At 63.3% G+C, this 21375-nt stretch carries 24 protein-coding genes; 9 read left to right on the forward strand and 15 right to left on the reverse strand.

What is annotated here, in order from left to right:
- Window positions 1-182 precede the first annotated feature (182 nt).
- Entirely contained in the window at window positions 183-884 is a 702-nt protein-coding gene (locus G520_RS0111980) for a S4 domain-containing protein (RefSeq protein ID WP_028535879.1), read from the forward strand.
- A gap of 7 nt (window positions 885-891) precedes the next feature.
- Here G520_RS0111980 and G520_RS0111985 read toward each other — a convergent pair whose 3' ends face one another.
- The 3 genes from G520_RS0111985 to G520_RS0111995 form a co-directional block, all read right to left on the reverse strand.
- Window positions 892-1152, reverse strand: a complete 261-nt coding sequence (locus G520_RS0111985; protein WP_028535880.1) for a VF530 family protein — start codon at window positions 1150-1152, stop codon at window positions 892-894.
- Window positions 1153-1223: 71 nt separating this feature from the next.
- A complete protein-coding gene (locus tag G520_RS0111990) occupies window positions 1224-1562 on the reverse strand; it encodes a zinc ribbon domain-containing protein YjdM (RefSeq protein ID WP_028535881.1) in 339 nt (112 codons plus the stop codon).
- 65 nt (window positions 1563-1627) lie between these two features.
- Window positions 1628-1894: a DUF2164 domain-containing protein gene (locus G520_RS0111995; protein WP_028535882.1), complete on the reverse strand. Its 267-nt coding sequence runs from the start codon at window positions 1892-1894 to the stop codon at window positions 1628-1630.
- A gap of 125 nt (window positions 1895-2019) precedes the next feature.
- Here G520_RS0111995 and G520_RS0112000 point away from each other — a divergent pair, with 125 nt between their 5' ends.
- The 3 genes from G520_RS0112000 (at window position 2020) to G520_RS0112010 (ending at window position 4567) form a co-directional block, all read left to right on the forward strand.
- On the forward strand, window positions 2020-2613 hold the full coding sequence (locus G520_RS0112000; RefSeq protein ID WP_028535883.1) for a TetR/AcrR family transcriptional regulator: 594 nt from the start codon (window positions 2020-2022) through the stop codon (window positions 2611-2613).
- A gap of 88 nt (window positions 2614-2701) precedes the next feature.
- Complete coding sequence (locus G520_RS0112005; protein ID WP_028535884.1) at window positions 2702-3379, forward strand: type 1 glutamine amidotransferase domain-containing protein; 678 nt, start codon at window positions 2702-2704, stop codon at window positions 3377-3379.
- Between the two features lie 159 nt (window positions 3380-3538).
- A complete protein-coding gene (locus G520_RS0112010) occupies window positions 3539-4567 on the forward strand; it encodes an NADP-dependent oxidoreductase (protein ID WP_028535885.1) in 1029 nt (342 codons plus the stop codon).
- 12 nt (window positions 4568-4579) lie between these two features.
- On the opposite strand, the gene G520_RS24000 is transcribed toward G520_RS0112010, so the two are convergent.
- The 4 genes from G520_RS24000 to G520_RS22600 are packed head-to-tail and all read right to left on the reverse strand — an operon-like array spanning window position 4580 to window position 9260.
- Window positions 4580-5452, reverse strand: a complete 873-nt coding sequence (locus G520_RS24000) for a VOC family protein (RefSeq protein WP_051229353.1) — start codon at window positions 5450-5452, stop codon at window positions 4580-4582.
- A 20-nt stretch (window positions 5453-5472) separates the two neighbouring features.
- Window positions 5473-6780 (reverse strand): NAD(P)/FAD-dependent oxidoreductase, encoded by a 1308-nt coding sequence (locus tag G520_RS0112020; RefSeq protein ID WP_051229354.1) that lies wholly within the window; start codon window positions 6778-6780, stop codon window positions 5473-5475.
- Between the two features lie 54 nt (window positions 6781-6834).
- Window positions 6835-7992: a branched-chain amino acid ABC transporter substrate-binding protein gene (locus G520_RS0112025; RefSeq protein ID WP_036666182.1), complete on the reverse strand. Its 1158-nt coding sequence runs from the start codon at window positions 7990-7992 to the stop codon at window positions 6835-6837.
- A 17-nt stretch (window positions 7993-8009) separates the two neighbouring features.
- Window positions 8010-9260 carry an amidohydrolase gene (locus G520_RS22600; RefSeq protein WP_084637597.1) on the reverse strand — a complete coding sequence of 417 codons (1251 nt, stop codon included), beginning with the start codon at window positions 9258-9260 and terminating at the stop codon, window positions 8010-8012.
- Window positions 9261-9402: 142 nt separating this feature from the next.
- Between G520_RS22600 and G520_RS22605 the strand changes: the two genes are divergently transcribed.
- Window positions 9403-10326: a LysR family transcriptional regulator gene (locus G520_RS22605; protein ID WP_051229355.1), complete on the forward strand. Its 924-nt coding sequence runs from the start codon at window positions 9403-9405 to the stop codon at window positions 10324-10326.
- Window positions 10327-10346: 20 nt separating this feature from the next.
- On the opposite strand, the gene G520_RS0112040 is transcribed toward G520_RS22605, so the two are convergent.
- The 3 genes from G520_RS0112040 to G520_RS0112050 all read right to left on the reverse strand — a co-directional run bounded on the left by G520_RS0112040 (window position 10347) and on the right by G520_RS0112050 (window position 13066).
- Complete coding sequence (locus tag G520_RS0112040; protein WP_211222821.1) at window positions 10347-10865, reverse strand: prolyl-tRNA synthetase associated domain-containing protein; 519 nt, start codon at window positions 10863-10865, stop codon at window positions 10347-10349.
- 138 nt (window positions 10866-11003) lie between these two features.
- Complete coding sequence (gene dkgB, locus G520_RS0112045; protein WP_028535889.1) at window positions 11004-11804, reverse strand: 2,5-didehydrogluconate reductase DkgB; 801 nt, start codon at window positions 11802-11804, stop codon at window positions 11004-11006.
- A 65-nt stretch (window positions 11805-11869) separates the two neighbouring features.
- Window positions 11870-13066: an MFS transporter gene (locus G520_RS0112050; RefSeq protein ID WP_028535890.1), complete on the reverse strand. Its 1197-nt coding sequence runs from the start codon at window positions 13064-13066 to the stop codon at window positions 11870-11872.
- Between the two features lie 97 nt (window positions 13067-13163).
- Between G520_RS0112050 and G520_RS0112055 the strand changes: the two genes are divergently transcribed.
- Window positions 13164-14048: a LysR family transcriptional regulator gene (locus tag G520_RS0112055; RefSeq protein ID WP_028535891.1), complete on the forward strand. Its 885-nt coding sequence runs from the start codon at window positions 13164-13166 to the stop codon at window positions 14046-14048.
- A 111-nt stretch (window positions 14049-14159) separates the two neighbouring features.
- On the forward strand, window positions 14160-15896 hold the full coding sequence (locus tag G520_RS0112060) for a methyl-accepting chemotaxis protein (protein WP_028535892.1): 1737 nt from the start codon (window positions 14160-14162) through the stop codon (window positions 15894-15896).
- Here G520_RS0112060 and G520_RS0112065 read toward each other — a convergent pair whose 3' ends face one another.
- Window positions 15897-16133 carry a PilZ domain-containing protein gene (locus tag G520_RS0112065; protein ID WP_156876929.1) on the reverse strand — a complete coding sequence of 79 codons (237 nt, stop codon included), beginning with the start codon at window positions 16131-16133 and terminating at the stop codon, window positions 15897-15899.
- Between the two features lie 246 nt (window positions 16134-16379).
- Complete coding sequence (locus G520_RS0112070) at window positions 16380-17531, reverse strand: GGDEF domain-containing protein (RefSeq protein ID WP_036666186.1); 1152 nt, start codon at window positions 17529-17531, stop codon at window positions 16380-16382.
- 219 nt (window positions 17532-17750) lie between these two features.
- Between G520_RS0112070 and G520_RS0112075 the strand changes: the two genes are divergently transcribed.
- Together G520_RS0112075 and G520_RS0112080 are read left to right on the forward strand one after the other, a co-directional pair.
- Window positions 17751-18095 (forward strand): DUF805 domain-containing protein, encoded by a 345-nt coding sequence (locus G520_RS0112075; RefSeq protein WP_028535895.1) that lies wholly within the window; start codon window positions 17751-17753, stop codon window positions 18093-18095.
- 173 nt (window positions 18096-18268) lie between these two features.
- Window positions 18269-18661: a carboxymuconolactone decarboxylase family protein gene (locus G520_RS0112080; protein WP_028535896.1), complete on the forward strand. Its 393-nt coding sequence runs from the start codon at window positions 18269-18271 to the stop codon at window positions 18659-18661.
- Here G520_RS0112080 and G520_RS0112085 read toward each other — a convergent pair.
- From G520_RS0112085 to G520_RS0112095, 3 genes are all read right to left on the reverse strand, one after another.
- A complete protein-coding gene (locus G520_RS0112085) occupies window positions 18658-19575 on the reverse strand; it encodes a carbohydrate kinase family protein (protein ID WP_028535897.1) in 918 nt (305 codons plus the stop codon). The two genes, G520_RS0112080 and G520_RS0112085, sit on opposite strands and share 4 nt — an antisense overlap.
- A complete protein-coding gene (locus tag G520_RS22610; protein ID WP_051229357.1) occupies window positions 19572-21005 on the reverse strand; it encodes a glycoside hydrolase family 32 protein in 1434 nt (477 codons plus the stop codon). Before G520_RS22610 ends, G520_RS0112085 begins: the two co-directional genes overlap by 4 nt.
- An 11-nt stretch (window positions 21006-21016) precedes the next feature.
- Window positions 21017-21375 (reverse strand): PTS transporter subunit EIIC (locus G520_RS0112095; protein WP_028535898.1); only part of this gene is annotated, 359 nt, incomplete at its 5' end.

Below are 21375 nucleotides of genomic sequence, written 5' to 3' on the forward strand. Positions count from 1 at the left end.
GCCCATAAGGACAGACGGCGACAGGCCATGATCGATATCCCGAATGCCTCGCGGCGCATCGTTATACACTTGTGCTGACGACGGCAGCCGCGCAAGGCTGAGGGCAGCGTTTGCCTGGCGGCGGCGGGCGGCGGATAATCGCCGGCCCGGCAGATCGTCGGGATGATAGGAGAAAGAAACGCATGAGCGAACCAGGTGTACGTCTGTCCAAACGCATGACCGAGCTCGGGCTGTGTTCGCGCCGCGAGGCCGATGATTTCATCGAGCGCGGCCTGGTGCGCGTCGATGGCGCCGTGGTGCGGGTGCTTGGCAGCCGCGTCTTGCCGGAGCAGAAAATCGAACTGATACGCCAGGCGACGCTTCCGTCCGAATCGCGTGTCACACTGTTGCTCTACAAACCGGAACAGACAGCGCAGGCCTTGCCCAAATTCATCCGCGCCGAGACGCGCAGCCCGGACGATAACAGCGGCATCGAATTCTTGCCGCGCCATGCCGGCAAACTGAGCCTGGCCGGCGCACTGGACCATGCCGCCAGCGGCCTGGTCGCCATGACACAGGATGGCCGGCTGGCGGAAAAAATCGCTGAGCGCGAGCTCGAATACCTGGTGCAGGTCGACTCGGCGCCGCCCGCCGACGAGTTGCAGAAGCGGTTGCAGGCAGTGCGTCTGGACGGGGCTGTCGTGCCGCCGTTCAAAGTGACGCGCCAGAGCGACCGCCAGTTGCGCTTCGTGCTGCACCGCCCGTTGCCGCGGCAGATCTGGCTGCTATGCGAGCAGGCCGGCATCGCCATCGGCAGTGTGCGCTGCATTCGCATCGGCAGCATTTCCACCGGGAGCCTGCAGCCCGGTCAATGGCGTTATCTGCAGGCCTTCGAACAATTCTGAAGCGTTTTCAAGCGGTATCCTTTTTGCCGAACACGAGCGCTTGCGGTCGCTCGCGCAGCATGCCGAGGTAGATCTGTTCCACGCGCTCGCGCGCCCATGGCGTGCGGCGCAGGAACTTGAGGCTGGAGGCGATGCTCGGATCGTGGGTGAAGCAACGGATATCGAGCATGCCGGCCAGGGCGTCCCAGCCGTAGTAATCGACCAGAGCCGTCACGATGGCTTGCAGGGTCTTGCCGTGCAAGGGGTCGGGCTTTGTCGCGCTTTTCATGGTGTTGCCCTTTTATCCGGCCGGCGAATAAAAAAAGGCTCCAGGGAGCCCTTTCTCGCCGGCCTTGCCGCTCATACCTTCTTCAGGAAGCAAGCCTTGAGCATGAAATTACCGGCATCCATTTTGCAATCGACCTCATGATCGCCGCTGACAAGACGTATGCTTTTTACCTTGCTGCCCATTTTCAGGGTGATGGATGTGCCCTTGACCTTGAGGTCCTTGATCAGCACAACCGCATCGCCATCGCTCAGGATCGTGCCGTTGGCGTCTTTCACCACCGCAGCGTCGTCATCGTCATCGCCGGTCGCGACTTGCGGCCACTCGTGACCGCAATCGGCGCAAACATAGTTTTCGCCATCGCCATAGGTGTTTTCCATCGCACATTGCGGGCAGGGCGGAATCGTGGACATAGTACCTTTCAAACTCACTGTCGTTCGGTTAAGCCGGGAGGATAACCGATCCGGCACCGGCGCGGCTAGCGCCCCTTGCGCGCGTGCTTGCCCCAGTAGCCGAACGCGTCTTCATGCACCTCGAAGTCTAGGTCGGCGACCCGCTCCTGCATGCGTTGCTGGACGTCGGCGACAGCCTGGTTGTAGACCGCCGGGCCGATTTCCTCAAGAAAGAATGCCAGCAGCGACCGCGCTTGCAGATTTCCTATCGGTTCATCCATATACTCGACGAAATAGCGTTCGATCGACTCGACGGCGGCCTGGCGCGTGTCGCGATCCAGTTCGATACTCATTGCATGCTCCCGTTCACACTCGATACGGCTTGATGATACCCGACGCCGTATCGTATCGGACGCAGGAAAGGCGGTTTGCTATCCATTACTAGACGACCGGTCTAGTCGCAGCTATCATGCTAGCCATGAGAACGCATCATGAAGATACCCGGCGCGCCATTCTCGACGTGGGTCATACGATCATGTCGCAGCGAGGCTTCAGCGGGGTCGGGCTACAGGAGCTCCTTGCCACGGCAGGGATCCCCAAAGGCTCGTTCTACCATTACTTCGGCTCGAAGGAGCGTTACGGCTGCGAACTGTTGCAGCAGTACATCGAAGACTACGACGCCCGGCTGTGCACGCTATTTCGCCCTGATGGCAAGAGCAACGGCCGCGAACGGCTGATGCGTTACTGGATAGGCTGGCTGGAAACCCAGTGCGGCGACGATGCAAGACGTTACTGTCTGGTGGTCAAGCTCGGTGCAGAAGTCGCCGATCTGTCGTCTGAAATGCGCGCCATCCTGCATGCCGGAACGGGCCGTATCATCGCCCGCCTGGCGGACTGCATCGAACAGGGTATCGCAGACGGATCGCTCAGCCAGACCCTGAACCCGGCCAGGACCGCCGGCATGCTGTACGCGATGTGGCTAGGCGCCAGCCTGCTGGCCAAGCTCAGCTGCGATCGCGCACCGCTGGAACAAGCACTGCAAAGCACGCAACAGCAATTGACCGCGCTCTGAGGCCTGCGTGGCCGCTCGCGGGGCACGCCCGGTTTGAACAGAAACTAGACGACCGGTCTATTTTTACCATGACAGATGGAGACGACACATGAATATCCTGATGATTTTGACCTCGCACGACAGCCTGGGCAACACCGGTCATAAAACCGGTTTCTGGCTGGAAGAGTTCGCCGCCCCCTATTACGCCTTCGCCGATGCCGGCGCCACGCTCACCCTCGCCTCCCCGCTCGGCGGTCAGCCGCCGCTCGACCCCAAGAGCGACGATCCGGCCAGCCAGACCGAAGACACGCACCGTTTCCGCCGGGATGGCGCCGCCCAGGCCGCGCTGGCCGGCACCCGGATTCTGGCAACACTGGACCCTGCCCACTACGACGCCGTGTTCTATGTCGGCGGCCACGGTCCGTTGTGGGATCTGGCCGAAGACGCAAGTTCCATCGCGCTGATCGAAACCATGCATGCCGCCGGCAAGCCCGTCGCCGCCGTCTGCCATGCGCCGGGCGTGTTGCGCCACCCGCGCCGGCCCGATGGCCAGCCATTGGTCGCCGGCAAGAAAGTCACCGGCTTCACCAATAGCGAAGAAGCGGCGGTACAGCTGACCGATGTCGTTCCCTTCCTGGTCGAGGATGAACTCAAGCGTCTGGGCGGCGAGTTCAGCCGCGTCGATGACTGGCACCCCTATGCCATTGCCGACGGCAATCTGATTACCGGCCAGAACCCGGCCAGTTCGGTAGCCGTCGCACGCGAAGTGCTGCGGCAACTGGCCTGACGCACGCGCCCGGGACCGGCATCGGGTCGGCTCCAGGCCGTAACAAGCACGATAGCGACAGGGTTCGCACCGATCATGTCGATGCGGACGCAACGCTCAGCCCTCCGCCAACCGCAACGGCCGCCGGCACTTCCGCGCCCTTACTCCAGGATTGAAATCATGACTTCCCCTCTGAGCCGCCGCATCGTTCTGGCCTCGCGCCCGCAAGGAGAGCCCGCCCTCTCCGACTTCCGATTGGAAGAAACCCCGCTGCCGGCCCCCGGGCCGGGCCAGGTTCTGCTAAGGACCGAATACCTGTCGCTCGACCCCTATATGCGCGGCCGCATGAGCGCTGCGCCGTCGTATGCGCCGCCGGTCGCCATCGGTGAAACCATGGTGGGGGGGACGGTGTCGCGAGTCGAAGAATCGGCCCATCCCGAGTTCGCGACCGGCGACTGGGTCGTGGGAATGAGCGGCTGGCAAAGCCGGGCCGTGCTTGATGGAGCGTCGCTGCGCAATCTCGGCGCCCGGTTCGAGCACCCTTCGCTGCAGCTCGGCGCACTCGGCATGACCGGTTTCACCGCCTATATGGGTTTGCTGGATATCGGCCAGCCGCAAGCAGGCGAAACGGTCGTGGTGGCCGCAGCCAGCGGAGCGGTCGGATCCATCGTCGGTCAAATCGCCCGGATCAAGGGCTGCCGCATCGTCGGCATCGCTGGCGGCGCCGACAAATGCGACTATGTGCTGCGCGAGTTGGGTTTCGATGCCTGTATCGATCATCGTACCCCCGACTTCGCCGCCAGGCTGGCAGAAGCCTGCCCGCAAGGTATCGACGTATATTTCGAAAGCGTGGGCGGCGCGGTTTTCGACGCTGTCCTGCCCTTATTGAACCTGCGCGCCAGAGTGCCGATGTGCGGCCTGATCTCGAGCTATAACGCCACCGCCCTGCCTGCGGGGCCCGACCGGCTCGCGCTTCTGCAAGGCATGCTGATCAAGAAACGCATCCGCATGCAGGGCTTCATCGTCTTCGACGACTACGGCCACCGCTTCGGCGAATTCTATCAGGCGATGAGTGGCTGGCTGGCGGAAGGCCGCATCCGTTTTCGCGAGGATATCGTCGACGGACTCGAGAACGCACCCGCCGCCTTTATCGGGCTGCTGTCGGGACGGAACTTCGGCAAGCTGCTGGTGCGCATCGGCCAGGACTGAAATCCGTGCAGGCTAAGGGCTGACTGAACGGCTCGCCGGCACGAAAAGTAGCGCCGTGCCCTGCGCGTGAGCGGCGCTGACAAGCAAGGCACCATCGGCCTGGGTCCGGAAGGGAACGCCCTTCCCCGTCAGCCAGGCGCGCGTGCGCGCCGGGTCGCGCACCTGTATGCCAAGCGCAAGAACGGCAGGCAGGGAGCGCCCGTCCGGAAGATCGAGTCCGGCGGCGTACCCGGCCACCGCATCCGGGTGGCAGATATCGATACGCGCGCCATGATCGCAGACCACGCTCGCACCATAGTCGCGGGGCTCGCTCGCGACATCGAGCAGCCGGCCATAAGCGTCTGCCGTTTCCGCCGGGCTCGCGGATGCCAGCAACACAGAATCGAGTCCGCACGCCCCATTGGGATGACGCTGCGTATCGGGCAGCCATACCAGCTCGCGGCTGAAATGCTCGCAGGCGAAACCGTAAGCACCGGGTACGGAGCCGGGCGGCAGATCCAGAATACGGAACCGGGCGTGCGCCAAACCGCCGCCTGTCTCGACCGGGCGGGAAAAATCCCTTGCCTCGCCGGGTTCCAGACCGGCAGCGAGCAATTCCTCGCGCGCCAGCAAGGCGTCATCGGTATGGAATGCCAGTGCATTCAGACCGCGTCCGCGCGCCAGCAGACGGCTGAAGCTCGCGGGTGGCTCGACAGTGGACGCGGACGGGAGTCCGAGCAATTCGAAATAATCGTGCTCGAACATGATGCAGTGATTGGCCGTTCCCATCGTATGGAAGCCCCGCGCCGTCGTCGTGAATCCCAGGCGCTCGAAATCCGTCAGCGCCTGATCGAGATCGTCACAGGCGACGACCGCATGATCGATGCCCGTCAAATGGCTACGCATGCCTTGCTCCTCGTTATCATTCAATCCCGCTCGTCAGCCAGCCGATATGGCAACAACATCCACGGAGCGACCCGTCTGGCCACGGCATGCAGCGCAATCGGGCGCAGGGGGGCGAGCGGCAACGGCAGGTCCGCCAGTGGGGTTCCGGTCAGCGCTTGCGCCAAGGGACGGCCCAGAGCGGTCGCCAGCGCCACGCCACGGCCATTGCAGCCCATCCAGGCGAACAGCCCGTCCGCCAGTTCATGCACATGCGGCAAGGCGTCGGCCGTCATCGCCAGATCCCCCTGCCAGAAGTGCTCGAAGCGCCAGTCTCCCATTTCCGCCAGCGGCGGGAACAGCATTTCCATGCGCTGCCGTATGCGCTGCCCGAGGCGTTGCCGCGCGTTGTGATGCAACAACAGCGCGCCTCCTGTCACCAGGCGCCGGTCGGCGGTACGCCGGCAGAAATACAGATCGCCATGGGTATCGGACAGGGCAAAGTCGGCGGGCATGATGGCGTCGAAAACGGCGTCGGGCAAGACCGGCGTCGCCAATTGGTAGCAGCGCACCGGCACGATGCTCTGGACGAGTCCGGGCCACAGCGGGGTGCTGTAGGCATTGGTGGCGATCAGGACGCGCCGCGCGCGCACCCTCCCCCGTGGCGTCGTGGCAACCCAGTCGGCGCCCTTGCGTTCCAGACTCAGGGCCGGCGAAGCGCAGTACAGTTGCGCGCCGGCTTCGACCGCTGCACGGGCCAGGCCGCGGCTAAATGCCAGCGGATTCAGATGCCCGCCGCTGGGATTGAACCAGCCGCCATGCCAGTAGCCGGAGCCGGTGGCACGATGGATCTCCCCGGCGTCCAGCAGCGAGACTGGCGCGCCGTGCTGCAGCCACTGTCGACAGCGGCTGCTGGACACTGCCAGACGGCTGGCGCGGTGCGCGGGCTGCAACCAGCCATTCTGGACGGCGTCGCATTCGATGCCGTGGCGGCGGACAAGATCGAAGACCTCTTGCGCCGAATCCCGCACCAATTCCACGAAGGCCGTGCCGCGCCGCTCGCCGAAGGCGGCGATCAGCGCCTCGGGATCCGAACGCGACAGACAGGGAATCACCTGGCCGTTATTCCGGCCCGAAGCCCCCCAGCCGACGGTGGCCGCCTCCAGCACGAGGGTCCTGGCCCCGCTGCCGGCAGCCGCCAGCGCCGTGGACAGCCCGGCCAGACCGGCCCCGATGATCAGGGCATCGCATTCGCGATCGCCGATCAGCGGCGTTTGCGCCAGCTGCTCTCGCCCCGCCGTAATCGCCCATAGCGAATCGACGGCCTCCCCTTCACCTCGAACAGACATCATGCTTCGTTCTCTCAGGATAAGCGCGGGTCGTGCCGGCACGACCCGATCGCGGGATTACTTGCCGCCCACCGTATCGAGGACATTCCATTTACCGGCGACCGCCTTGTACACGACGATGCTGCCCTGCTTCAGATTGCCGTGCGCATCGTAGGCCCAGTGCGCGGATGTGATGCCGGGGTAATCGATGGCCGCCAGCTTCGGCAGATAGCTTGCCGGTGCGGTGGAGTCGGCGGCCTTCATCGCCGCGATCATCGCGCGCGTCGCGTCATAGCCGTACGGCGAGTAGGTTTCCACCTCGGCATGGAAACGGGCCTTGTAGCGCGCGGCATAATCCGCACCCTTGGGCATCTTGTCCAGCGGCAGTCCGGCAAGCGATACGATGGTGCCTTCGGCAGCCGCCCCCGCCAGCTTGAGGAAATTCGGCGTCATGCTCATATCGCCGGAAACCAGCATGGCCTTGATGCCGAGTTCCTTCATCTGGCGGGCGACGGTGCTTGACTGCGCGTCGATGCCGCCAAAGTAGATCGCATCCGGATGGATGGATTTAATACTGGTCAGGATCGCCGCAAAGTCGGTCGCCTTGTCGTTGGTGAACTCCCGTTTGACGATGCTGCCGCCTGCCGCAACGACAGCCTTGGCCACCTCATCGGCCAGACCCTGGCCATAAGCCGTGCGATCGTCGATCACGGCAATTCGTTTCGCATGCAGGCGCGTAACCAGATACTGGCCCATCACCCCGCCTTGCTGATCGTCGGCGGTCATGGAGCGGAAGGCCGTGTCGAAGCCCTGGGCGGTATACTGCGGCGAGCTGGACATCGATATTTCGGGAATGCCTGCATCATGGTAAATCTTGGATGCCGGAATGGTGCAGCCCGAATTGAAGTGGCCGATGACACCCGCCACCTTGTCGTCAACCAGCTTCTGGGCGACCTGTGTCGCGGTTTTGGGGTCGGCCTGATCGTCTTCGGCTACCAGTTGAAAGGTCACGGCCTTGCCGCCGATAACGGGATGGCTTGCATTTTCATCCTCGATCGCCAGTTCCACGCCGTGCTTGTATTCCTCGCCGTAATGCGATTGCGGGCCGGTCAGCGGGGCGGCATAGCCGATCTTGACGACGGAGGATGAGCTATCGGCCGTTTTGCCGCAGGCGCCCAGTGATAGCGCACAGGCCAGAGGCAGGGCGAGTCGCTTGAAGTGACAGGGGAGGGACATGGTCTTCCTTTCATCGATCAGGCTTGAGAACCGTTCGCCACGACGTGACGTTCAAACGGAGGGGAACAGGGTACGGACGTCTGCCCGTTCAGCCGCGCGAGAGCGCCGAGAGCCAGCTCGGTCAACAAGGTCGCGCCCTGCACAATGGCACGATCGTTGAAATCGTATGAGGTGTTATGCAATCCGCAATGATGTTCATCATCGCGGGTGCCAAGATGCAGGTAGGCGCCGGGGCAAGCCGCCAGCATGAAAGAGAAATCCTCGCCGCCCATGCTCGGACCATAGGCGGGCGCCAGCGTGGCTTCGCCGAAAACGCGGGCGACGGTCGCGCGGGCATGCTCGGCGGGTCCTTCGGCGTTGACCGTGACCGGCAGCAGCAGCTCGCACTGGACTTCGGCTCGCGCGCCATGTGCCTGCGCGGTATGTTCGCACACGCGGATCAGGGCAGCGACCAGCGTTTCTCGTGTTGCCGCATCCAGCGTACGCAAGGTGCCCGTGATCGTCACTTGATCGGGGATCGCCGCGAAGGCATCGAGCTCGCCACCGGCGATGCCGCACAGGCTCAGCACGGCGGCCTGCATCGGATCGGTCTCGCGCGAAATAAGGGAATGAACGGCCTGGATCACGGCGCCGGCCGCGCGAATCGGATCGACCGCACGATGAGCGCCGGCGCCGCCGTGGCCACCGTGACCGATCAGGCGGATGGAGACACGGTCCACCGCGGCCATGATCGGGCCACTGACCACTCCAACCGACCCCAGACTCAACTCGGGCCAATTGTGCAGAGCGTAGATTTCATTCATCGGGAAGCGGGTGAATAAACCATCTTCCACCATTTCCAGACCACCCTTATAGCCTTCCTCGCCGGGCTGGAACACCAGCCGGACGACTCCGCTGAAATCGCGATGCTGAGCGAGGTAGCGCGCTACGCCCAATAACATGGCGGTATGGCCGTCATGGCCGCATGCATGCATGCGCCCCGGATATTCGGAACGGTGGGCGACGGTGTCGGCCTCGTGCAGGGGCAAGGCATCCATGTCGGCGCGCAAACCGACGCTGCCCGCCCCCGGATGGCGGCCGACGACGGTCGCGACGATACCGGTTCGCCCCACGCCAACCTCATGTTCGATGCCAAGCTCCCGCAGTTCGCCAGCGATCGTGGCCGCCGTCTCGAACTCGCGATAGCCAAGCTCGGGGCGGCGGTGTAACGCGCGCCGCAACACGGTCAACGCATCGTGTTGCTGCACAAAAAAATCGTAGGGGCGCATGGCGGCTTTCACGGATTTCGGCAATGGACAAATTAATACCCGAAGCCGCCCAAAGCATAAAATACTGAATTTTGATATCAACAATACTTTTTGGGTATGACTATTGCTAGAAGGGGCTTATGCAGTCGCACAGGAGAGTCCAATGGAATGGCGCCAGCTACGATACTTTGTCTGCGTGGTCGATTGCGGCTCGGTTTCCGCCGCGGCCCGCAGCGTGCATGTCGCCCAGCCCGCGCTGACACGTCAGATCCACCAGCTGGAAGAAAACCTGGGCGTGGTCTTGTTCACCCGCAGCGCGCACGGCATGGCACTGACCGAAGCGGGCCGCATCCTGTACGACGAGGCCAGGCATGTACTGGAAGAAGTCGAACGCGTGCGCGGCCGCATTCGCGCCCTTGGCGCGCATGCCAGCGGCAATCTGGCGCTGGGCGTCACCTCGACCCATCTGTGGCTGCCGCAAGTCTCTTCCCTTCTGCGCGATTTTCGTGCACGGCACCCCACGATTTCGCTGCAAATCTCGCCGATCCTGTCGCAACCGCAAGTTGAGCTGCTGCTGTCGGGGCGGCTCGACGCGGGCGTGATGTTCTTGCGCCCGTCCACTCAGCCTCTACTGCAAGGAATCGAGCTGTATCGCGAGCATTTCTGCCTGGCGGTTCCCGCTGCCTCGCCCCTGGCCGAAGCGCCTCCGGAAACGCTGGCCGACGTCGGGCACGAAGATTTCATCTGGTTTCCACGGGCAGGAACGCCGGACTATTATGATTTTCTGATGGAAGCGTTTCAACGCGCAGGATTCCTGCCGCGCATCGTGCAGGAGGGATCCGACAATGTAACCGTACTGAGTCTGGTCGCCGCGGGGCTGGGTGTATCCGTGGTGCCGGCGGCATCGCGCCACCGTTCCATCGACGGGATATGCTTCATCGATCTCCCCGAGCTGAAATCCTTGCAATTGCCGCTGGAACTGGTGTGGAAGGAGAACCACAGTTCGCCCCCCTTGTGCGAGCTGTTGGCGACAGCGCGCGGACACGGCACGGCAGCCCTCCGCGCCGCCGAGCTGGCCATCCCCTAGCACCGATGGCCGCGCCCGTCTCAATCGCAACGGCCCGGCACCTCCAGCACCGCCGGCACATGCCCTGTCGATTCGAGAAAACGCTCCAGCGAGGCATGCGACAAGGACGCGGTCGCCGTGTTGCGCAGGGTATGCGTAAGGACGCGGGGAGCCTGCCAGACCCGGGCGTCGATCACGGATTCGACCGCGACGTCGCTGTCGTTGAACAAACTGAAAATACCCACGGCCCCCGGCGCGATCCCGAGAAAGCGAAGCAATCGCTCGGGCGAACCCATGCCCAGCCGCGACGCGCCGAGCTCGCGCGCCAGCGCGCTCAAATCGACGCGCAGCCAATGCGGCACGACCACCAGAAAATGGCGCTGTCCCTTGCCATCGCGCAGAAACAGATTCTTGGTGCCGTAGCCATCCATAGGCGGCAGCTTCTCGAGCGCCTCGTCCACCGTCATGACCGCAAGGTGCTCGATAAGCCGGCAATCGAGTTTCAGCATCTGGATGCGTTGCAACAATGCGGCCTCGCGCAGGGCGGGATCAGACTCCATGCCGTACTCCATGCAATTCGGGCGGGCGGCGCCCGGGCCGTTCCGTCAATTTATCCCATTTCATGCCGCTTCGGCGATGCGGACTTTCCGGCCGGTCAGTGCGGGATGGCCGCCTTGACCGGCCGGAATGCCGCCGTCTCAGTCCCATGCCGGCGCGAAATCGGGCGAAGCCAGACGCTCGTTGCGGTCGAGCGCAGCAATCGCCACGCGATCGTCGTCGTCCAGATGCAGGTCCGCCGCCATCAGGTTCGCCTCCAGGTTCTCGCGCCGCGTCGACGAAGGAATCACCGTGTACCCTTGCTCCAGCAACCAGGCCAAGGCAACGCGGGCCGGGCTGCAGGCATGTTTGTCGGCTAGCGCCTGCATGACGGGATCCTGCATTACTTTTCCGTACGCAAGAGGCATGTAAGCCGTTACGGGAATGGCCATTTGCTGGCAGAACGCCCGCACTTTGCGGTTCTGCAAAAAGGGGTGGATCTCGATTTGTTGATTTGCGATCGCGCCCGCCCCCACAACGTCGAGCGCCTGCCGCAGATGCGAGATGGGAAAGTTGGACACGCCGATCATGCGGGTCAGACCGCGCTGCTGCGCCAGTGCGAGGGCTTCCATCGATTCAGCGACGGAAATCTCGTCGCCGGGCGATGGCCAGTGAATCAGCGTCAGATCCAGCCGTTCAAGGCCGAGGGCATCGCGGCTGGCTTGCAGGCTGTCGAGCAGCGCGGAGGCGGCCAGATTGGCAGTCCAGATTTTGGTGGTCACGAACAGCGCTTCGCGCGCTAGGCCGCTTTGGCGCAGCGCGAGGCCGATCTCAGTCTCGTTGCCGTAGATCTGCGCGGTGTCGATGTGACGGTAGCCAAGCTCCAGGCCGGCCAGCACCGAATCGATGACAGTCTGTCCTTGCAGCCGAAAGGTACCGAGTCCGATAGCGGGCATTTTCATTCAACTTCTCCTTTGTTTTCGGGTCACGGTCAGCGGTCATCCGCGAACCGGCACTGCAGGCGCCATCAGCACGCCTCTTCAAGCGCGACGGGCGGCAGGCTGTCGGTCGCCCGATCCAGCCTGCCCGACCACGTCGTCAGTCCAAGCGCGAGCAACACGACGATTGCTCCCATCCACGGCGTAGCCAGTAGCCCGAAACGCTCGACAATCAGTCCGCCGCCCCAGGCGCCGCCGGCAATCCCGATATTGAAGGCGGCGATGTTCAGCCCCGAGGCAACATCTACCGCCTGGGGAGCCACTCTCTGCGCCTGGCGGACGACATAGACCTGCAGACCGGCCACATTGCCGAACGCGACAGCGCCCCAGGCCAACACCGTCACGACGACCCAGAAGGGCGAGACGGCAGTGAAGCTCAAAACCAGCAATACCGCGGCTAGCAGGGCGAAAATGATCTGCAGGGCCCGGATCGGCCCTTTGCGATCGGCCAGACGCCCTCCCCACAGATTGCCGACCGCCACCGAAACGCCATAGGCGAGCATGACCCATCCGATGCGCGAGGCAGGCATGCCGCTGACCTGCTGCAGGACGGGTGCCAGATAGGTGAACGCGACGAACGATCCGCCGTAGCCCAGCGCAGTCATCGCATAGACCAGCAGCAGGCGAGGCTTTTTCAGCACGGCTAGCTGCTGCAGCAGCGGCGCAGGCCGTGAGCTGGCCGTTGCGGCAGGCAGCAGCAGCCAGCAGGCGGCACAGGCGAGAATGCCGAGCGCGGCCACGGCAAGGAAGGTCAGGTGCCAGCCGAAAGTCTGCCCGACGAATGTGCCAAGCGGAACGCCGGTCACCAACGCCACGGTCAACCCGGTAAACATGATGGCGATTGCACTGGCTGCCTTGTGTTTGGGCACCAGGCTGGTGGCCAGGGTCGAACCGATGGAAAAAAAGACGCCGTGCGCGAGTCCGGTCAGCACCCGTGCGGCCATCAAGGTGTGATAGCCCGGCGCCAGCCACGCGACCAGATTGCCGATGGTAAACAGGGCCATCAAGGCGAGCAGCAGCGGTTTGCGCGCCACCCGCCCGGTCAGCGCCGTCAGCAGCGGCGCCCCGATGGCGACGCCAAGAGCGTACACGCTGACCAGAAGCCCGGCGGATGGCAGGCTCACACCGAGATCGGCGGCGATAGTGGGGATCAGGCCGACAATCACGAATTCCGTGGTGCCGATGGCAAAGGCGCAGAGTGTCAGCGCCCACAAGGCGAGAGGCATGGGATGGCTTCCTGTTCAAATGGAGCCCGATTGTGCGCGCTTGCCGCACAAGGAAAAATCGTCTCTACTGGCTATTACTTTTGCTTGGGAAGCAACAATGATCGCTATCGACTCCTTGATCGCCTTTGCCGCCATCATAGACTGCGGCTCGTTTTCCGCGGCGGCGGTGCGCTTGCAGCAAACCCCTTCCGGGGTCAGCCGGACTCTGTCGCGCCTGGAAAAACAGCTAGGCGTCACGCTGATCGTGCGCACCACCCGTCGCCTGGATCTGACCGAAGAGGGCCGCTGGTTATTGGGGCGTGCACGCGAGATCCTCTCCCGCCTCGAAGAGACCGAGGCACAGTTGCGCGCGAACCTGGCCCGGCCTTCCGGGCTCGTCCGGGTCAATGCGGCGACGCCGGTACTCAACCATCTGATTTCGCCCCATGTCGCCGGTTTCATCGAGGCCTATCCCGCGGTGCGGCTCGAGCTGACAGGTGCCGAAACGATCGTCGACCTGATCGCTGAACGCGCCGACGTGGCCATACGGGTCGGCGCCCTCCCCGATTCGACCTTGAACGCCCGTCTACTGGGAGAAAGCCGCTTGCGTCTCGTCGCGGCGCCCTCCTATTTGCAACGCAGGGGAACACCGCTTGCGCCGGCGGCGCTTGCCGCGCACCAAGTGCTCGGCTTTACCCAGCCCTCATCGCTGAACCTGTGGCCCTTGTCCGACGGCGAACGTACCGGCTGGCCGATCGCTCCTACGCTGACCGCTTCCAGCGGGGAGACCCTGCGTCATCTGGCGCTCGATGGCGCCGGCATCGCCTGCCTGGCCGACTTTCTGATCGGCGAAGACATGCGTGCCGGGCGCGTGGTGCCAGTGCTCGCCGACTCAGCACTGCCCTGGGCCCAACCGGTATGGGCCGTTTTCTATGCCCCGTTGGCACCGCGCAGCGCTTGCTTCGTAGACTACCTGGCCAAGCGGATCGCCCTGAGTCGCTGAAATCGGGTCCGGGCCTATACCCGCGTCGCAGGCATATTCGAAATGAATAGTGCAGTACGCTCTTTATTCGTCAATAATGAAAAAAGCTGCCATTAGCCATGAAGAGCTGCGATGACCCGTCTCTCGTTCAATACGCTGCGCGCCCGCCTGCTTCTACCTCCTCTGGTCTCGCTGTTATGCCTGTCCCTGCTGGGCGGCATTTCACTCTACGGCTTGAGGTCGCACTTGCAGCAAAACAAGCAGGCCCAGTTGCATGCCGTCGTCGACATCGCCTACGGCGTGCTGGACTTTTATTATCGGGAGCAACAGGCCGGCCGGCTCAGTCAAGCCGAAGCCCAGCGTATGGCGCGAGAAGCGATCCGCAAGGCGCGCTATGAGGAAAAGGAATATATCTGGCTGAATGATCTCAGCCGTCCCTATCCGGTCATGCTGATGCACCCGACTCTGCCCAAGCTCGAAGGCAAAGCGCTGTCGGACGCCAAATTCGACAAAGCCACCCGCCGCTTCGGCCTTGACGGACAGCAGGATACGGCCCTGGCCAACAGCAATATCTTTGTCGCCTTCGCTGATCTTGTCGAACAGCAGCAGCAAGGATTCGTCGCCTACTCCTGGCCCAAGCCTCTGGCCGGCGGCGGTGCCACGCATGAACTCTACCCCAAGCTTTCCTTCGTCAAAAAATTCGCCCCCTGGGGCTGGGTCATAGGTTCGGGCGTCTATATCGACGACTTGCAGCACGCATTCTGGTCGCAGGCGATGCAGGTCTGCCTGGTGCTGGCTGTCAGCTGTCTGTTGATGCTTCTGATTTCATTCGTGGTCAGGCGCTGGATTGTACGCACTCTCGGCGGAGAGCCGGCTGCAGCCGTGCAGCAGGCCAATCGCATCGCCGAGGGCAATCTGATCCCGCCTGCCGGCGAAGCACCGGCGCAAGCCCACAGCCTGCTCGGCGTTCTGCATGCCATGCGCGCCCAGCTGCGCACCATGGTCGCCACCATCGTCGACAGTGCGCACGAGTTGACCCGGGATATGGGGCAACTGAGTTCCGATGCAAAAATCATGGACGGGCAACTGCGGCGCCAGAAGGCGGCGGCGGACCAGGTTCTGACGGCCGTGGCGGAATTGCACCAGCAGATCGGCGGCGTCGCGCATCTGGCCCAGGAAACCGAAGTCCGCGCACGCGCGATGGCGGACAAGTCGTCGTCCGGCGAAGCCATGGTGCAGTTGACCACACAAGGCATGCGCAGCATCGCCCAATCGATCGAAAGCTCGTCCGTCAGTGTGCGGCAACTGGCTGATCGCACCGGAGAGATCAACGCCATTGTTCGCATCATCAATGAAATCGCGGAACAGACCGACCTGCTCGCCTTGAACGCCGCCATCGAAGCCGCACGCGCAGGTGAGAACGGCAGCGGCTTTGGCGTCGTGGCCGAAGAAGTTCGTTCGCTCGCAACGCGAACCAGCGTGGCGACCCGCGACATCCGCAAGGTCATCGTCTCTATCCAGCAGCAGATCGAGCAGGTGGTCGCCGCCATGCAGGCGGCTGTTCCACAAGTAAAGGACGGGGTGGCAAGTGCCGATGCGATGGCCAGCCTGCTGGCCGAATTCCGCGACGACTCGAGCCATGCCTCGCGGCAGATGAGCCAGTTGGTCGACGTCATCGACACCGAACTGAAGAATGCCGACTCCGTCGTCGTGCTGCTTGGACAATCGAACGAGATCACCGAACAGGCCGTCCACATGATCGCCGTCACGGTCGGCGTGGCCGGACGCGCCGACGAAACGTCAAACATGCTGTTGCAGGTCAGCAAGCGCTTTTCGACCGGCGAAACGGAAACTCCGCCGCAGCCTTGATCAGCTGCGGCGCACTTTGATCAGCACGCCGAATTCGACCAGGTCGCCGCATTCCAGCATCTGGCAATGGCGGACTTCGGTCTCGGTCACGAACGGTGCCGCACGGCAGGCGCCGACGACGGTGGGAAGCATCGTGATCTCAAGGCGCTCGGCGAACTGCGGCACATAGCTCGAACGGATCACGATGCCATCGACCGACAAATGCGTGCATTCGCCGTAATGAATTGCGCCGGACACAAGGGAACGGATCTTGGCCCTGCAACACGTTTTCATCCAATATGCGGTCATCTGGCGCGACGCGACGTATCCTGGCCCGGAGCGGATGCGCTGCCGACCGGCGGACCAGGGGTATGAAACTCGAACGCGGCCCGGCGGGCGCACGGCCGTCATTATCAAACAGAAACGCGGCAATAAGACGCTGATTGACAACAGATAATACCAAATAGCCTCCACTCGGGAAAGCCCCATCCGCCGACCGCATTGTCAGTCATGGCAGACAATGCGGTCGCGCCCGCTGCGCTTGGCGCGGTACATGCGCGAATCGGCGATGTCCACCAACGCCTTCCAGTCGCGTACATCATCGCGTATCCGCTCCGCCAGGCCGACGCTGATGGTCAGTGGCGAGCCGTCCGGCCGCGCGCCGAGACCGAACTGGCGCAAGCGCTCGAGCGCGAGCAGCGCCTGATCCATATCGACGTGAGGCATCAGCAGCAGGAACTCCTCTCCGCCCCAGCGCACCAGCGTATCCCCGCGCCGCAGACAGGCCGCGATCCTGGGCTGGATCTGCCGCAGGACGCGATCGCCGGCCTCATGCCCGAACTGGTCGTTGATGCTCTTGAATTGATCGATATCGAGAAAAGCCACGGTCAGCGCGGTCTGACTGCGTCTGGCGGATATCATCTGCAAGTTGAGCAGCTCTTCGCCACTGCGACGGGAAAAGCAGCCGGTCAGCGGATCATGAATCGCCTGATTGACCAGAGCGATGATAAAAGCCAGCTGGCTCATGCTGGCCAGGCTGGCGACGCCCGTGAGCAGCAGCAGCAGCCAGAACTGGCCGCCAAAGGCGGGTGCGCTGACCGTCGCCCAGTTGAAGGCAAAGCTCAAGGCATAGACGCACAGAATGGGAAAGGCGAAAGCGAGATTTTCCAGCAGCGTCAGCGGGAAAATCGCCAGCCCTGCCAGCAGAACGAAGGGAAGAAACGCATAGCCGGTACCGATAGCGGCCGCCAGCCCGAACAGATGATGACTGGCCAGCAGCTGGTTGGACAGCAGGTAAAACAGCGATGGCAGCATGAACAGAACCCCCATGCCGCGATAGGCCATGGTCAGCCGGCCGACTCGCGGCTGCTGCCACACCAGCCAGAAAAACGCGGCGCTGGTCGTCAGGCGCAGCATGGCCAGCTCCACCCACAGCCGCGATGGCAAAGTCGCCACATCGACGACTATCCACAAGGGCGTCAGCAAGGCAAACAGGGCGGCGAACAGACGCACGCGGTTGGAGATCATCAGTGCTCGCCGCTGCTTCAATAAAGGCAGATGCAAGCGCGGACTCAGCAACCAGCCGATTTCGTTGGGCGAGACTTCTCCCGGAAGCAGCCCGAGCAAGCTGAGAACGATAAACCGGGCAAGGCGCATACCGTGCCACCTCCAGAGTGAGCGCGCGGGGACCGTGGCGAACCGCCACCGCTATATTATGCGGAATCGGCACCGTCTTATTTGTATATCATCAAACATCGCCTGCGTCACCTGATGGCCCGCCGCGCATTTTTAAGCTAATTTGCTAGCTTATTCGCGCCCCTTCCGAACGTTCACACCGCTGTCTCGACATGACAAATGTTTGAATAAAGGAGAAAAATGACATTCTGGCAATCAATTTGCTATTGCATGACCCACTACGCCGATTTCAACGGTCGTGCACGCCGCTCCGAATACGGGTGGTTCGTTCTGTTCATCGTCCTGGGCTGCTTGGCGAGTTCGGTGCTGGGGGCCCAGGTGAAGGCCCTGTTCGCGCTGGCTATCCTGTTGCCGGGACTCGCCGCTGGCGCCCGTCGTCTGCACGACGGCGGACGCAGCGGATGGTGGCAACTGCTCGCGCTTATTCCGGTGCTGGGTGCGCTGGTTCTGATCGTGCTGCTGGCGCTGCCGGGCGACAGCGGCCACAACCGCTTCGGCCCCGCCCCGTTCGCACCGCCCCGCTAAGCGCAACGAGGCAGACCGCTCCCATCCCCGGACAGTTTCCCCCTTTTGCCACACATTTTCCCGTCGCAAGCCCATGAACAGGTTTCGATGGTGCAATGCAGCAACCAAGAGAAAATAATACCCTCAGTGCCTGACTCGACTTATCAACGCGGCAGCAGCGAAAGGATGCGGACATGGCGGATACCATCTACGAACGAGGCCTGCAACGGCTGAACGAACTGGAGGAAGGGGCTGGCGAGCATCTGGTCGCCCAGCTGGCCGACATCAGCCCCGATTTCGCACGCTATGTGATCGAATTCGGTTACGGCGAAATCCACTCACGGCCGGGGCTGACGTCGCAACAGCGCGAACTGGCGGCAATCGCCGCCCTGTGCGCGACAGGAAATGCGCATGCGCAACTGAGACTCCATCTCGCCGGTGCGCTCACTACCGGCCTGTCGCATCGGGAAATCATCGAAGTCATCATCCAGACCGCGCTCTACGCCGGCTTTCCCGCCGCGCAAACCGCGCTGGCGCTCGCGCGCGAGGTCTTCGCCGCACATGCGCAGCTGAGCTCTTCGCGCTAGCGCCCGCCCTCCAGCAGCGTTTCGACCTCGGCGCGCGTCGGAGCATAGGCTCCGGTGTGCGCCGCCGCGCATGCCGCCGTCGCGGCGGCGTAGCGCAGGTGCGTTTGCACGTCGGCGCCGGGCTGCAACAGACGACTGGCCATCCACCCTCCCATGGCGGCATCGCCGCAACCGACGGTGTCGCGCACCGTCACGGCAAATGCCGGCTGCACCCATTCATGCCCGCCATGCAGCAGCGTCATGCCTTCGGCGCCGCGCGTCAGCAGCAGCTCGGCTTGCGGTGCCAATACGCGCAACTCGGCAAGGGCCGCGGCGGGATCGAGGCCGGGGAACAAGCCGGCGAGGTCTTCATCGGAGACCTTGATGCAATGCGCGACGGCAGCAATGGCGGCGAAGACCGCACGGTAGCCGGGTGACGCCATGGGGGCCCGGAAATTGGGATCGAAAGCGATCCGTTTTCCGGCGGCCGCCAGCGACAGGGCCAGCTCGACCAGACGATCGGCCAGCGGCGGTCGGGCCAGGCTGATGCAGCCGAAATGCACGATGCGTGCCGCTGCCTGCCAGCCCTCTGGCAATAGCGATGGATCGAAATGCAAATCGGCGCTATCGTCGCCGACGAAGAAATAGCGCGGCGGACGCGTCGACGGCACCATCGCCAGCAGCGGCGAATGCGGCAACTGCTGCAAATAGCGCGCGTCCAGCCCGGCTTCGCACGACAATTGCGCGAGCTGCGAGCCGAAAATATCCTGACTCACGCTTCCGGCGAAAGCCGTCGCTACGCCGAGGCGCGCACCGACGCGCGCCACATTCCAGCAGGCGCCGCCGGGGTGCGCCTGCCAGCTGCCGTCATCCTGGCGAATGAAGTCGGTCAAGGCTTCGCCGAAAACGAGGTATTCGGGCAAGGAAGGCGTCATGCGGCAATCTCCAGACCGGCGGCGGATTCGCGTGCGCACGCCATGCTCCAGAAGCGAACCTCGTTGAGCACGGCGGCACCGGCCGAGAAGAAACGAATCGCTTCGGCGCCTGCCGGCGGATAGATGCGCGCCGTGAATACCTGCTCGCCATCGTTGACGAAAATTTCGATGGAACTGCAATCGACGAACACGCGCAGGCGCAGACGTTCGCGCCCGAGCGGTGGACTCGTCCGTACGCCGCTGGCGCCTGTGCCGCTGGCACGGCGGTCGAGACGCAGCGTCGCGTTGGCGCTGTCGAATTCGATGCGGGTAAACGCGTCCCCCCCCGCGCGCACGTCGATGCCGCAACGACTGGCCTCTCCCGGCTCGATCTCGCACTCGAGTTCAAAGCACTCGCCGACAAGACCGGGCAGGGACAATTCACCATCGAGGCTGTGCCGGCCATGAGCGACAACCGGACCGCGCAAGGCCTGCAGCTCGACGGGCGGTTGCTGCCACAGGCGGCCTTCCCGCCACTCGAGCACGCGCGGCAGGGTCAGACAGTGGCTCCAGCCATCGTCGACAGTCGGCGTCTCCTCTTCTTCCGGCAGCCCCATCCAGCCGAACAGAATACGCCGGCCGCCCGGGTCGAGCATCGTCTGCGGCGCATAGAAGTCGAAACCACGATCGAGTTCGTCGAAAGCGTCATGCTCGAACGTCGCAGTGGCAAGATCGGCACGCCCGGCGACATAGCCGGATGGATAACGATTCTGGAAGCGGTTGCCCTCCGGCTGGCGCCCCTGCGGGCAAAACAGCAGCATGTCCATTCCGTTCAGACGGAAAAAGTCGGGGCATTCGCACATATAACCATTGTCGCGCACGGGCAGCAGATCGCCGACCAGATGCCAGGACGAAGGCGTGTCGCTTCGATAGAGCAGGACCGTCCCCTGCTCTTGTACGGTCTGCGCCCCCATGACCATGAAATAGTCGTCGCCTTCGCGCCAGACCTTGGGATCGCGAAAATGCTGGGTAAACCCCGATGGCGGCGCCGACAGCACCGGCCCTCGCTTGGCGAAACGCACACCGTCCGTCGAGCGCGCCAGGCACTGATAACTGGCCCGCTCACCGTTACCTAGACGCACATTCCCGGTATAGAGCAGCAGCAGATCGTCCCCGTCGACCAGCGCCGACCCCGAGTAGCAGCCATGCGACTCATAGTCGTGCTCGGGCGTCAGCGCGGGCGGAAGCGAACGCCAGTTCACGAGATCGGGGCTCGCATAGTGCCCCCACGACTTCAAGCCGTGCCGGCAACTGTCGCCATGCCATTGGTAGAACACATGGTAGGCTCCGTCGAACCATACCAGCCCGTTGGGATCATTCATCAGCCCCCGCGGCGGCATCAGATGAAACCGTTGCCGCCATGAGGCTGCTTGCGCCGACATTTTTTCCATTTTCATTCCAGTCACACTCGGGCCGCCTTCTTGCCGGCCAAGCCCAGCACCCAGGTCAGCGCGAATGCACTGCCGAAGGCCAGCACCATGCCAATTACATAATTGAGCATCAGCGACCCCGGAACGATCGCGATGCCCGGTATCCCCGTCACCCCGATCGCCGTCATCGCTACCTTCGCGAAGACCACATACGCCCCGCCCAGCGCCCCCCCGACCGCCGCCGCGACGAACGGCTTGATATAGCGCAGGTTCACACCGAAGATCGCCGCCTCCGTGATCCCCAGCAGGCACGACAAGGCCGCTGGCAGCGCGATCAACTTCACCTTCGCGTCCTGCGTCTTGAAGAACACCGCCAGCGCCGCACCCCCTT

Origin of the sequence: Paludibacterium yongneupense DSM 18731 (assembly GCF_000422925.1) — a bacterium.
Classification (GTDB): Bacteria; Pseudomonadota; Gammaproteobacteria; order Burkholderiales; family Chromobacteriaceae; genus Paludibacterium; species Paludibacterium yongneupense.

Excerpts from the sequence above, each read along its gene's own strand:
- G520_RS0111980 (WP_028535879.1), top strand. The coding sequence starts at position 183 with ATGAGCGAACCAGGTGTACGTCTGTCCAAACGCATGACCGAGCTCGGG.
- G520_RS0111985 (WP_028535880.1), bottom strand. The coding sequence starts at position 1,152 with ATGAAAAGCGCGACAAAGCCCGACCCCTTGCACGGCAAGACCCTGCAA.
- G520_RS0111990 (WP_028535881.1), bottom strand. The coding sequence starts at position 1,562 with ATGTCCACGATTCCGCCCTGCCCGCAATGTGCGATGGAAAACACCTAT.
- G520_RS0111995 (WP_028535882.1), bottom strand. The coding sequence starts at position 1,894 with ATGAGTATCGAACTGGATCGCGACACGCGCCAGGCCGCCGTCGAGTCG.
- G520_RS0112000 (WP_028535883.1), top strand. The coding sequence starts at position 2,020 with ATGAGAACGCATCATGAAGATACCCGGCGCGCCATTCTCGACGTGGGT.
- G520_RS0112005 (WP_028535884.1), top strand. The coding sequence starts at position 2,702 with ATGAATATCCTGATGATTTTGACCTCGCACGACAGCCTGGGCAACACC.
- G520_RS0112010 (WP_028535885.1), top strand. The coding sequence starts at position 3,539 with ATGACTTCCCCTCTGAGCCGCCGCATCGTTCTGGCCTCGCGCCCGCAA.
- G520_RS24000 (WP_051229353.1), bottom strand. The coding sequence starts at position 5,452 with ATGCGTAGCCATTTGACGGGCATCGATCATGCGGTCGTCGCCTGTGAC.
- G520_RS0112020 (WP_051229354.1), bottom strand. The coding sequence starts at position 6,780 with ATGATGTCTGTTCGAGGTGAAGGGGAGGCCGTCGATTCGCTATGGGCG.
- G520_RS0112025 (WP_036666182.1), bottom strand. The coding sequence starts at position 7,992 with ATGTCCCTCCCCTGTCACTTCAAGCGACTCGCCCTGCCTCTGGCCTGT.
- G520_RS22600 (WP_084637597.1), bottom strand. The coding sequence starts at position 9,260 with ATGCGCCCCTACGATTTTTTTGTGCAGCAACACGATGCGTTGACCGTG.
- G520_RS22605 (WP_051229355.1), top strand. The coding sequence starts at position 9,403 with ATGGAATGGCGCCAGCTACGATACTTTGTCTGCGTGGTCGATTGCGGC.
- G520_RS0112040 (WP_211222821.1), bottom strand. The coding sequence starts at position 10,865 with ATGGAGTCTGATCCCGCCCTGCGCGAGGCCGCATTGTTGCAACGCATC.
- dkgB (WP_028535889.1), bottom strand. The coding sequence starts at position 11,804 with ATGAAAATGCCCGCTATCGGACTCGGTACCTTTCGGCTGCAAGGACAG.
- G520_RS0112050 (WP_028535890.1), bottom strand. The coding sequence starts at position 13,066 with ATGCCTCTCGCCTTGTGGGCGCTGACACTCTGCGCCTTTGCCATCGGC.
- G520_RS0112055 (WP_028535891.1), top strand. The coding sequence starts at position 13,164 with ATGATCGCTATCGACTCCTTGATCGCCTTTGCCGCCATCATAGACTGC.
- G520_RS0112060 (WP_028535892.1), top strand. The coding sequence starts at position 14,160 with ATGACCCGTCTCTCGTTCAATACGCTGCGCGCCCGCCTGCTTCTACCT.
- G520_RS0112070 (WP_036666186.1), bottom strand. The coding sequence starts at position 17,531 with ATGCGCCTTGCCCGGTTTATCGTTCTCAGCTTGCTCGGGCTGCTTCCG.
- G520_RS0112075 (WP_028535895.1), top strand. The coding sequence starts at position 17,751 with ATGACATTCTGGCAATCAATTTGCTATTGCATGACCCACTACGCCGAT.
- G520_RS0112080 (WP_028535896.1), top strand. The coding sequence starts at position 18,269 with ATGGCGGATACCATCTACGAACGAGGCCTGCAACGGCTGAACGAACTG.
- G520_RS0112085 (WP_028535897.1), bottom strand. The coding sequence starts at position 19,575 with ATGACGCCTTCCTTGCCCGAATACCTCGTTTTCGGCGAAGCCTTGACC.
- G520_RS22610 (WP_051229357.1), bottom strand. The coding sequence starts at position 21,005 with ATGGAAAAAATGTCGGCGCAAGCAGCCTCATGGCGGCAACGGTTTCAT.